Below are 11,078 nucleotides of genomic sequence, written 5' to 3' on the forward strand. Positions count from 1 at the left end.
ACCGGCTAGGCTCTCGGGCATGACTTTCTCCGTGGCGGTGGCCGGTGCGAGCGGCTACGCGGGCGGCGAGCTGCTGCGACTGCTCGCCGACCACCCCGAGTTCGAGGTGCGCACGGTGACGGCGCACGCCAACGCGGGTCAGCCCCTCGTCGCCGTGCACCCGCACCTCCGCTCGCTCCGCGACCTCGTCCTCGTCGACACGACGACCGGGAACCTCGCCGGGCACGACGTCGTCTTCCTCGCCCTCCCGCACGGGAAGTCGGGCGAGATCACCGCGACCCTCCCCGAGGACGTCCTCGTCGTCGACTGCGGCGCCGACCACCGCTTGACCGACCCGCAGGACTGGGCCGACTTCTACGGGGGCGACTTCGCCGGGTCCTGGCCCTACGGGCTCCCGGAGCTGCTGATCGGCGGCGGCGGACGCAAGCAGCGCGAGGCGCTCGCCGGAGTGCGGCGCATCGCCGTCCCCGGCTGCAACGTCACGGCGATCACGCTCGGCCTGGCCCCCGGCCTGCACGCCGGAGTGATCGAGTCGTCGGACCTCGTCGCGGTCCTCGCCGTCGGACCCTCGGGTGCGGGCAAGAGCCTGCGGACCGACCTCCTCGCCAGCGAGCTCCTCGGCTCCGCGCACGCCTACGGCCTCGGCGGAGCGCACCGCCACAATCCCGAGATCCGGCAGAACCTCCTGCTCGCCGGAGCCGGACCCGTCTCGATCTCGTTCACTCCGGTCCTCGTGCCGATGTCCCGGGGCATCCTGGCGACCTCGACCGCGCGCCTCGCTCCCGGCGTCTCCGCGCAGGACGTGCGCGCCGCGTGGGAGACCGCCTACGGCGACGAGACCTTCGTCCAGCTGCTCCCGGAGGGCTCCTTCCCCCGGACGGCCGACGTGGTGGGGGCGAACACCGCTCTGATCGGACTCGCCGTGGACGAGCGGGCCCGCCGCGTCGTGGTCGTCTCGGCCATCGACAACCTGGTCAAGGGCACCGCGGGCGCAGCCGTCCAGTCCACCAACATCGCCCTGGGACTCCCGGAGTCCCTCGGCCTGAGCGTGAACGGAGTCGCGCCGTGAGCGTCACCGCAGCAGCAGGGTTCCGGGCGGCCGGAGTCGTCGCCGGGCTCAAGTCGACCGGAGCGCGCGACGTCGCGCTCGTGCAGAACCTCGGCCCGCTGCAGAGCGCCGCCGCGGTCTTCACGAGCAACCGCTGCAAGGCGAACCCCGTCCTCTGGAGCGAGCAGGTGATGCGCGACGGCGTCGTCTCGGCGATCGTCCTCAACTCCGGCGGCGCCAACTGCTACACGGGTGCTCAGGGCTTCCAGGTCACCCACCGCACCGCGGAGCTCGTGGGCGAGAGCCTCGAGGTGTCCGCCGGCGACGTGCTGGTGTGCTCCACCGGGCTGATCGGCGACCAGCTCGACCTCGCGAAGCTCACCACCGGCGTGACCGGCGCCTCCGCCGAGCTCGCCGGGGGACCCGAGGCGGGCGAGGCGGCCGCCCGCGCGATCATGACCACCGACACGGTCCCGAAGCAGGCGGTGGTCCGCTCCGAGCAGGGCTGGAGCATCGGCGGCATGGCCAAGGGCGCCGGGATGCTCGCGCCGGGTCTGGCGACGATGCTGGTCGTGATCACGACCGACGCGGCCCTCGAGTCCGCCGCTCTCGACACCGCCCTGCGTGCCGCGACCCGCGTCACCTTCGACCGCCTCGACTCGGACGGCTGCATGTCGACGAACGACACCGTCGCACTGCTCGCGAGCGGCGCCAGCGGCGTCGAGGCCGACGCCGACGAGTTCACCGCGGCCCTGACCGCGGTCTGCCGCGACCTCACCCTGCAGCTGCAGGCCGACGCGGAGGGCGCCGCCCACGACGTCGCGATCCGCGTGCTGAACGCCGCGACCGAGGACGAGGCCGTGGTCGTCGCCCGCGCCGTCTCCCGCAGCAACCTGTTCAAGGCCGCGATCTTCGGCAAGGATCCCAACTGGGGCCGCGTTCTCGCCGCCGTGGGCACGACCGATGCGCAGTTCGACCCGTACGGCATCGACGTCGCGATGAACGGGGTGCAGGTCTGCCTCGCGGGCGAGCCGCACGAGAGCCGCGACCTCGTCGACCTCGCCCCTCGGGAGGTCGCCGTCGACATCGACCTGCACGCCGGCGACGCGACGGCCACGATCTGGACCAACGACCTCACGCACGACTACGTGCACGAGAACTCCGCGTACTCGAGCTGAGGCGGCCATGAGCGACGACACCACTCTCTCGGCCGAGAGCCGCGCCGAGCGCGACGCCGCGCCCGGGAAGGCCGCGACGCTCATCGAGTCGCTGCCCTGGCTGCAGAGCTTCCACGGGCGCACGATGGTGATCAAGTTCGGCGGCAACGCGATGGTGTCGGAGGAGCTGCAGCGCTCCTTCGCCCAGGACATGGTCTACCTGCGCTACGCCGGGATCCGCCCCGTGGTCGTCCACGGCGGCGGGCCCCAGATCTCGCGGATGCTCGACCGGCTCGGGATCGAGAGCGAGTTCCGGGGCGGTTACCGGGTCACGAGCCCCGAGGCGATGGAGGTGGTGCGGATGGTGCTCACCGGCAGCATCAGCCGCGACATCGTCCGCCGGATCAACGAGCACGGCCCCCTCGCCGCCGGCATCTCCGGTGAGGACGCGGGCCTCTTCGTCGGCCGCCGCCGCGGTGTCGTGATCGACGGCGAGGAGCACGACCTCGGACTCGTCGGAGACGTGATCGCTGTGGACCCCGCCGCCGTCCTCGCTCAGCTCGAGGCCGGCCGGATCCCGGTCGTGTCCTCGATCGCCCCCGATTCGGACGACCCCACGCAGTCGCTGAACGTCAACGCCGACGCCGCCGCCGCCGCGCTGGCCGTCGCGCTCGGCGCCGAGAAGCTCGTCGTCCTCACCGACGTGGCCGGCCTCTACTCCGACTGGCCCGACCGCGAGTCGCTCGTCTCGCACATCCGCTCGGACGACCTCGCGGCTCTGCTGCCCTCGCTCGAATCGGGCATGATCCCCAAGATGACCGCCTGCCTCGACGCCGTGCGCGGGGGAGTGCCCAAGGCCGCCATCATCGACGGCCGCATCCCGCACTCGATCCTGCTCGAGGTGTTCACCTCGGAGGGCATCGGCACCGAGGTCGTCGCCTCGCTCGACCCCCGCGACCGGGAGCGAATGTCGGGCCGCTGATCCTCAGCGGCCCCGGCTCCGAGCGCCCGTCCCGTCCGGGACGCGCGCACCGTCGGCCCTCGCGGCCGGACCGCTCCGATCGAAAGGCCACCATGTCCACCCCCACGACCGCGTCCCGCACCGGCTCGGCGCGCGACCGCTACTCCGCCGCGATGATGCAGACCTTCGCGCCGCCGCTCGCCGTGCTCGAGCGCGGTGAGGGCTGCCGGGTCTGGGACGTCGACGGGCGGGAGTACCTCGACTTCCTCGGCGGCATCGCCGTCAACTCGCTCGGCCATGCGCATCCCGTGTTCGTCGAGGCCGTGACGCGCCAGGCCGGTGCGCTCGCCCACGTCTCCAACTACTTCGCGACCGCCCCGCAGATCGAGCTGGCCGAGACCCTGCGCCGCCTCACCGGGGCCGGGGAGACGGGCCGCGTCTACTTCGCCAACTCGGGCACCGAGGCCAACGAGGCGGCCTTCAAGCTGGCGCGGCTGAACGCGGCCGGCGGCCGGCACCGCGTCCTGGCGCTGCAGAACGCGTTCCACGGGCGGACGATGGGCGCGCTCGCGCTGACCGGCAAGGCGGCCATGCGCGCGCCGTTCGAGCCGATGCCGGGAGGGGTCGAGCACCTCGAGGCGAGCATCGAGGCCCTCGAGGCGGCTCTCGACGAGTCCGTCGCCGCGCTGATCGTCGAGCCCATCCAGGGGGAGGCGGGCGTCATCCCGCTGCCGGCCGGCTACCTCGAGCGCGCGCGGGAGCTCACCCGCGAGCACGGCGCGCTGCTCATCGTCGACGAGATCCAGACCGGGGTCGGGCGGACCGGACGCTGGTTCGCGTACCAGGAGGCGGGGATCCTGCCCGACGCCGTCACCCTGGCCAAGGGGCTCGGCGGAGGCTTCCCCGTCGGAGCGCTGGTGACCTTCGGCGAGGCGTCCGACCTCCTGCAGAAGGGCCACCACGGCAGCACCTTCGGCGGCAATCCGCTCGCGACCGCCGTGGCCGGAGCCGTGCTCGCCGAGATCGAGCGCGCCGACCTTCTCGGCAACGCGCGGGAGCGCGGGGCGCAGATCGTCGACGCGCTGACCGCTCTCGACTCGCCCCTGATCGGAGGGGTCCGCGGCGCGGGCCTCCTCCTGGGCATCGCCCTGACCCGGCCGGTCGCCGCCGAGCTCGCCGCCGCCTGCCTCGACGCCGGCCTGATCGTGAACGCGGCGAACGACTCGAGCATCCGGCTCGCGCCTCCGCTCGTGGTGACCGCCGCCGACGTCACCGAGTTCGCCGAGCGCTTCGGCCGCGCACTGCAGACCCTCTGACCCCGTACCTCCACCGAAAGCGACCAGCACCGTGACCCGCCACTTCCTCCGCGACGACGACATCACTCCCGCCGAGCAGGCCGAGATCCTCGACCTCGCCCTCGAGCTCAAGCGCGACCGCTTCTCCCGGAAGCCCCTCGCCGGGCCGCAGACCGTCGCCGTGATCTTCGACAAGTCCTCCACGCGCACCCGTGTCTCCTTCGCGGTCGGCATCGCCGATCTCGGCGGGAGCCCCCTGATCATCTCGACCGCGAGCAGCCAGCTCGGCGGCAAGGAGACCGCCTCCGACACGGCGCGGGTCCTGGAGCGCCAGGTCGCCGCCATCGTGTGGCGCACCTACGCGCAGTCGGGCCTGGAGGAGATGGCGCGCAGCACGCGCGTGCCGGTCGTCAACGCGCTCTCGGACGAGTTCCACCCGTGCCAGCTCCTCGCCGACCTGCTGACCATCCGCGAGCACCGCGGTCACCTCGCCGGACTCACGCTCACGTTCTTCGGGGACGGAGCGAGCAACATGGCGCACTCGTACCTCCTGGCGGGGGCCACGGCCGGCATGCACGTCCGCATCGTCTCCCCGGAGTCGTACTCGCCGGACGCGGCGGTCCTGGCCGATGCGCAGCGCATCGCCGCGACCACCGGCGGATCGGCGATCACCACGACCGACCCCGACGAGGGCGCGGCCGGCTCCGACATCGTGATCACGGACACGTGGGTGTCGATGGGCAAGGAGGACGAGAAGGCGGCGCGCGTCGCGACCTTCGGTGCCTACCGGGTCGACGCCGCCACGATGGCCGCTGCCGCTCCCGACGCGCTGTTCCTGCACTGCCTGCCCGCGGACCGCGGCTACGAGGTGACCGCCGACGTGATCGACGGCCCGCAGAGCGTGATCTGGGACGAGGCGGAGAACCGCCTGCACGCGCAGAAGGCCCTGCTCGTGTGGCTCCTGGAGCGCGCCGGCACCGCCGACGCCGCTCAGTAGACTCGACAGCCGAACCCGAGGAGAACCATGACGGAACGACCCTCCGCCCGCGCGGGCGAGGCCGGAGCCCTGTGGGGCGGCCGCTTCGCCGGCGGCCCCTCGCCCGAGCTCGCCGCGCTCTCGAGGTCGACCCACTTCGACTGGCAGCTCGCCCCCTACGACCTCGCCGGCTCCCGCGCCCACGCCCGGGCGCTCGCCGGAGCGGGCTACCTCGACGACGCCGAGCTCACCGCGATGCTCGCGGCGCTCGACCGGCTCGAGGCTGCCGTCGCCGACGGGAGCTTCGCCGCTGACGAGTCGGACGAGGACGTGCACGGCGCCCTCGAGCGCGGCCTGATGCTCGAAGCCGGTTCCGAGCTCGGCGGCAAGCTCCGCGCGGGGCGCTCGCGCAACGACCAGATCGCCACCTTCGTCCGGATGTACCTCCGCGACCACGCGGCGCTCGTCTCGGAGCTGGTGGTGCAGCTCATCGACGCCCTCGCCGCGCAGGCGTCGGCGCACCCGACGGCGATCATGCCCGGGCGAACCCACCTCCAGCACGCTCAGCCCGTGCTCCTCGCGCACCATCTGCTCGCCCACGGCTGGGCGCTGCTGCGCGATCTGGAGCGCCTGCGGGACTGGGCCGTCCGCGCGGACGTCTCGCCCTACGGCTCGGGCGCCCTCGCCGGCTCGACCCTCGGCCTCGACGCCGAGGCGGTCGCCCGCGATCTCGGCTTCGCGTCGAGCGTGCCGAACTCGATCGACGGGACGGCCAGCCGCGACCTCGTCGCCGAGTTCGCCTTCGTCACCGCCATGATCGGGATCGACGTCTCGCGCATCGCGGAGGAGGTCATCCTCTGGAACACGCGGGAGTTCGCCTTCGTCACGCTCGACGACGGCTACTCGACCGGGTCCTCGATCATGCCGCAGAAGAAGAACCCCGACATCGCCGAGCTCGCCCGGGGGAAGTCCGGCCGCTTGATCGGCAACCTCACCGGGCTGCTCGCGACCCTCAAGGCGCTGCCGCTCGCCTACAACCGCGACCTGCAGGAGGACAAGGAGCCTGTCTTCGACTCGGTGACGACCCTCGAGGTGCTGCTGCCCGCGTTCAGCGGCATGATCGCGACCCTCACCTTCCACACCGACCGGATGGCGGAGCTCGCGCCCCAGGGCTTCTCCCTCGCGACCGACGTGGCCGAGTGGCTCGTGAAGAAGCACGTGCCCTTCCGGGACGCCCACGAGATCACCGGTGAGCTGGTCAAGCTGGCGGAGTCGCAGGGGAGGGGGCTCGAGGATCTCGACGCCGCCGCGCTCGCCTCGGTGTCGCCGCTGCTCACTCCAGACGTGCGGTCCGTCCTCAGCATCGAGGGATCGGTGGCGAGCCGGGACGGTGTCGGCGGCACGGCTCCCGACCGCGTCGCGGAGCAGCTCGCCCGGCTGACCGAGCGCGTCCGGGTCGTGCGCGGATCCCTCCGAGGGGAACGCCCGTGACTCTTCGAGGAGCGCCGGGCGACGACGGCCGTCCGCCGCTGCGCCCCTGGCAGCAGCGGACTCTGGTGCTCGTCGCCGCAGTCGTCATCGTCGCGGTGATCGTGATCACCCTCGTGTCGGGCCAGAGCTTCTTCTGAGCGCCGACCTCCCCGACCTCGCGCGCTCGGCCCTCGAGGTGGCACCGGAGCTGCTCGGCCGCGTCCTCCTGCACCGCACGCCGGAGGGCGTGGTCGGCGTCCGGCTGACCGAGGTCGAGGCGTACCTCGGAACCGGTGAGGATCCGGGCTCGCATGCGCACCGCGGACCGACACCCCGGACGGCTCCCATGTTCGGTCCGCCCGGGTCCGTGTACGCGTACTTCACCTACGGGATGCACACCTGCGTGAACATCGTCTGCTCCCCGGCGGGCACGGCGTCGGCGGTGCTGCTGCGCGCCGGCGAGGTCGTATCGGGGGAGGATCTCGCGATGATCCGGCGCGGACCCGTTCGCAGCCGGGATCTGGCCCGCGGACCCGCACGGCTGGCGAAGGCCCTCGGAGTCCGTCTCACCGAGTCGGGCGACCCGCTCGAGGCGGCGTTCGAGCTGCTGCCGGGGGAGAGGCCGTCCTCCGTGGCGGCGGGCCCGCGCACCGGAGTCTCGGGCCCGGGCGGCGGGGACGACTTCCCGTGGCGCTTCAGCATCCCGGGCGACCCCACCGTCTCGCCCTACCGGAGAGCAGTGCCCCGGCGGCGGCCCGGAGCTCAGCCCGCGAGGTAGAGCCGGGCGAGAACGCCGAGGGCCGCCGCCCAGGCGAGGCTCGCCAGCGTGCCGATGATGAACCGCTCGCGCGCCTCCGGGGAGGCGAGCTCGCTGAAGCGGCCGACGCCCTTGATCGCCACCACGACCGCGATCCCCTCGGGGAGACCGCTCATCAGTGCGCCGGCCGTCGCGATCCGCTCGAGGACCCCGATCGTCGTCCCCCCGCGCAGCACCTCGATCGGCTGGCCGATCGCCGAGGGCGCGCTCCCGGCGGCGGGGCGGGAGGTTCCGGCGACCATGATGCCGCCGTGGCTGCCGCTGCGGGAGTCGGCCGTCGCGAGCCGGAGGGTGAGCAGCACGACCGGCCCGCCGCCCGCGATCGCCAGCGCGAAGGCCAGCACCGCCACCAGGACGGAGTGGATCGGGGGCGCGGACGGTCCGACGACCGCCGTGAGCAGGAAGGCGGCGACCGCCGCCACGAGGGGGATCCAGGCGAGCTGCGGACGGCGAAGGCGCACGGCGAGCACCGCACCGGCGAGTCCGGCGAGCAGCACGAGCACCACGCCCGTCCACGAGGCGGACTGCAGCGCGGAGGCGAGGAGCAGGGCGGGGGATCCGGGGGGTGCCGTCATCGGGGTGTCCTCTCGTCGGTGGGGTCGAGCGTACGGTCGACCACTGTCAGCAGGCGCGCGAGCGCGTCACGGGCGGGAGCGTCGACTCGAGCACTCGCCGCGCGGACCCGGAGGCTGACCGCCTGCGGGCTGACGGCGAGGCGCTCGGCCGCATCCTTCTGGGAGAGGCCGCTCTCGAGCAGGTCGATGATCTGCCAGCCAGCCTCGGAGCGCGCGTCGCGCAGCAGGAGGAGCGGATCGATCAGCGCCTGGACGTCCGCCGGTGCCGGCGCCGCCGTTCCCGGTGCGTCCGGATCGAGGGAGAAGCGCGTCGGCCGGCCCTTCGCCGCCTCGACCGCCCGGCGCGCCGCGAAGTACGCCTCCCCGGTCGCCGCTCTCGTGGTCGCGGGGAGTGGCCGGTCGACCGGGCCGATCCCGAGGCCGATGCTCCAGTGGCCGGTCCGGTGCAGCTCGAGCACGAGCGCGACGACGGCATCGGCCCGGTCGAGCACGCACTGGAACTCGTCGCCCGCCGTCCGCTCCGGGGGCAGGACGAACGACGCCCGACCGTCGGCGATCAGGCTCGCGATCGCCTGGTCCACGCGGTCGTGGTCGTGCCTGCTGTCGCGCTGATCCGCGGTGACGACGAACATCGGACCTCCTCGATCAAGTATCGGCACTTGATCGCCCGGGATCAAGCCTGTGCGCTTGACTTCCGGAGACCGGCTCCTTCCCGCCGCGGTAGCCTGGTCGGGTGATCGACCAGCACCTCCCCGGGTCCGCGACGAGCCCGCAGCTCGACCCCGCCTTCGACTCCGTGTGGGACGAGCTGGTCTGGCGAGGCTCGGTGCACGTGTCGACCGATGCGGGAGCGTTGCGCGAGCTGCTGTCGGGGGAGCCGATCACCTACTACTGCGGGTTCGACCCGACCGCGCCCAGCCTCCACCTCGGGAACCTGGTGCAGCTGATCGTCATGCGCCGGCTCCAGCTGGCCGGGCATCGGCCGCTCGGGCTCGTCGGCGGCTCGACCGGGCTGATCGGGGATCCGCGTCCGACGGCCGAGCGGACGCTGAACTCGCGCGAGACGGTGACGGCGTGGGTCGAGCGCCTCCAGGCGCAGGTGTCCCGGTTCGTTCCCGCGGGCGGCGACAACGGGCTGCGTCTGGTCAACAACCTCGACTGGACCGCTCCGCTGTCGGCGATCGACTTCCTGCGGGAGATCGGGAAGCACTTCCGCGTGGGGACGATGCTCAAGAAGGACGCGGTCAGCGCCCGCCTCAACTCCGACGCGGGGATCAGCTACACCGAGTTCAGCTACCAGATCCTGCAGGGTCTCGACTACCTGGAGCTCTACCGGCAGTACGGGTGCGTCCTGCAGACCGGCGGCAGCGACCAGTGGGGCAACCTGACGAGCGGGACCGACCTGATCCACCGCACGGAGGGCGTGTCGGTCCACGCGATCGGCACACCCCTGGTGATGAACTCCGACGGCACCAAGTTCGGCAAGAGCGAGGGCAACGCCGTCTGGCTCGACTCCGAGCTCACGAGCCCGTACGCGTTCTACCAGTTCTGGGTCAACACGGACGACCGTGACGTCGCCGACCGCCTGCGGATCTTCACCTTCCTGCCGCGCACGGAGATCGAGCGCCTGGAGAAGGCCGCTGCCGACGAGCCGTTCCGCCGGGAGGCGCAGCGCGCGCTCGGCTGGGAGGTCACGTCGCTGGTGCACGGAGCGGAGGCGACGCGCTCGGTGATCGACGCCTCGGCCGCGCTCTTCGGCAAGGGCTCGCTCGAGGGGATCGACCCGGTCATCCTCCGCGGCGCGCTCGAGGCGGTGCCCTCGATGGAGGCGACCCCGGAGACGCCGGCGCTGCAGGCGTTCGTCGAGACCGGACTCGTCGCCAGCACGGGGGAGGCGCGGCGGGCTCTCGCCCAGGGCGGGCTCTCGGTGAACAACACCGCCCTCCCGTCCGAGACCGTCACGCTCGGCGAGCTCCCGTTGATCGATGGGATCGCCGTCCTCCGTCGCGGCAAGAAGAGCTTCGCCGGGGCCTTCGTCCGCTGACCGCGTGCCCGCTCTCCTCGAGCGGACGCGGATGATGACGGCGTCGGCGGTCTCATTAACACGGTGTCCCGTGTCCGGTAGCCGGTAGCCGGTAGCCGGTAGCCGGTAGCCGATAGCCGGTGTCGGGTACCGAGTCGGACACTCAGCGACGCACGGCCCCTGAATCGCGACACGCCCGGGACGCAGGCGATTTGCCGCTCGGCCGAGGCCCGACGTAATGTAACTCCTCGTCACCCCAAAGGAGCGGCAAGCGGGAGTCAGGCGCAGAGCGTCGAGACCAGCTGGCCCACCTCAAGCGGGGACCATCCCCTCGCTCCCAGGCCTGTTAGAGATTCGTCTCTTGAAGACTGCGGGATCGCGAGCGTAAGATGCAAAGCCTCCACGGGACACGGTCCCGGCTTCGTTGCAAGGCCTCACGGCCGAGCCCGGTGCAGCGGTGCGGTCCTCGATCGTGCAGCGAACACCACGAGGAAGCCGGACTTGACACGGCCTGCGGATGTGCTAAGTTAGTCGAGTTGCCACGGAGGCGATCGGGACTTCGGTTCTGACAAGCCTAACCGGTCTCGGCAAGCAAGACAAATCGAGTGGCTCACGCCCTCGTACAGCAAACTTCGATCACTTTCGTTGTGAAGCACCGTTCTGGTGTGGAGGCGGGATGTGTCCGATTCTTGAGAACTCAACAGCGTGCACTATGTTCAATGCCAATTTTATACCCCGGCCTTGATCTTCGGATCG

General features: G+C 72.1%; 11 protein-coding genes. 9 read left to right on the top strand and 2 right to left on the bottom strand.

What is annotated here, in order from left to right:
• The first annotated feature begins 19 nt into the window (after window positions 1-19).
• The 8 genes from argC to C5C63_RS11775 all read left to right on the top strand — a co-directional run bounded on the left by argC (window position 20) and on the right by C5C63_RS11775 (window position 7,685).
• The gene (argC, locus tag C5C63_RS11745) at window positions 20-1,069 is read left to right on the top strand and encodes an N-acetyl-gamma-glutamyl-phosphate reductase (protein ID WP_104292056.1); all 1,050 of its coding nucleotides are present in this window, start codon (window positions 20-22) and stop codon (window positions 1,067-1,069) included.
• Window positions 1,066-2,226 (top strand): bifunctional glutamate N-acetyltransferase/amino-acid acetyltransferase ArgJ, encoded by a 1,161-nt coding sequence (argJ, locus tag C5C63_RS11750; RefSeq protein WP_104292057.1) that lies wholly within the window; start codon window positions 1,066-1,068, stop codon window positions 2,224-2,226. Before argC ends, argJ begins: the two co-directional genes overlap by 4 nt.
• A gap of 7 nt (window positions 2,227-2,233) precedes the next feature.
• On the top strand, window positions 2,234-3,187 hold the full coding sequence (gene argB / locus C5C63_RS11755) for an acetylglutamate kinase (RefSeq protein ID WP_104224497.1): 954 nt from the start codon (window positions 2,234-2,236) through the stop codon (window positions 3,185-3,187).
• 92 nt (window positions 3,188-3,279) lie between these two features.
• On the top strand, window positions 3,280-4,482 hold the full coding sequence (locus C5C63_RS11760) for an acetylornithine transaminase (RefSeq protein WP_104326092.1): 1,203 nt from the start codon (window positions 3,280-3,282) through the stop codon (window positions 4,480-4,482).
• Window positions 4,483-4,513: 31 nt separating this feature from the next.
• Window positions 4,514-5,458: an ornithine carbamoyltransferase gene (argF, locus tag C5C63_RS11765; RefSeq protein ID WP_104238645.1), complete on the top strand. Its 945-nt coding sequence runs from the start codon at window positions 4,514-4,516 to the stop codon at window positions 5,456-5,458.
• A 27-nt stretch (window positions 5,459-5,485) separates the two neighbouring features.
• Window positions 5,486-6,928, top strand: coding sequence for an argininosuccinate lyase (gene argH, locus C5C63_RS11770; protein ID WP_104326093.1), 1,443 nt, complete (start codon window positions 5,486-5,488; stop codon window positions 6,926-6,928).
• Complete coding sequence (locus tag C5C63_RS17080) at window positions 6,925-7,065, top strand: hypothetical protein (protein ID WP_160034127.1); 141 nt, start codon at window positions 6,925-6,927, stop codon at window positions 7,063-7,065. The genes argH and C5C63_RS17080 overlap by 4 nt, the downstream gene beginning before the upstream one ends.
• The gene (locus tag C5C63_RS11775; protein ID WP_104226321.1) at window positions 7,062-7,685 is read left to right on the top strand and encodes a DNA-3-methyladenine glycosylase; all 624 of its coding nucleotides are present in this window, start codon (window positions 7,062-7,064) and stop codon (window positions 7,683-7,685) included. The genes C5C63_RS17080 and C5C63_RS11775 overlap by 4 nt, the downstream gene beginning before the upstream one ends.
• Here the strand turns inward: C5C63_RS11775 and C5C63_RS11780 are convergent.
• A complete protein-coding gene (locus tag C5C63_RS11780) occupies window positions 7,670-8,299 on the bottom strand; it encodes a hypothetical protein (protein WP_258065446.1) in 630 nt (209 codons plus the stop codon). The genes C5C63_RS11775 and C5C63_RS11780 overlap by 16 nt on opposite strands.
• Entirely contained in the window at window positions 8,296-8,931 is a 636-nt protein-coding gene (locus tag C5C63_RS11785; protein WP_104326094.1) for a DNA-binding protein, read from the bottom strand. The genes C5C63_RS11780 and C5C63_RS11785 overlap by 4 nt, the downstream gene beginning before the upstream one ends.
• Window positions 8,932-9,032: 101 nt before the next feature.
• On the opposite strand from C5C63_RS11785, the gene tyrS reads away from it, so the two are divergent.
• Window positions 9,033-10,343, top strand: coding sequence for a tyrosine--tRNA ligase (gene tyrS / locus C5C63_RS11790; protein WP_104326095.1), 1,311 nt, complete (start codon window positions 9,033-9,035; stop codon window positions 10,341-10,343).
• The last annotated feature ends 735 nt before the right edge of the window (window positions 10,344-11,078 follow it).

Origin of the sequence: Rathayibacter sp. AY1B8 (genome assembly GCF_002932775.1) — a bacterium.
In the GTDB taxonomy this organism is placed as follows: domain Bacteria; phylum Actinomycetota; class Actinomycetes; order Actinomycetales; family Microbacteriaceae; genus Rathayibacter.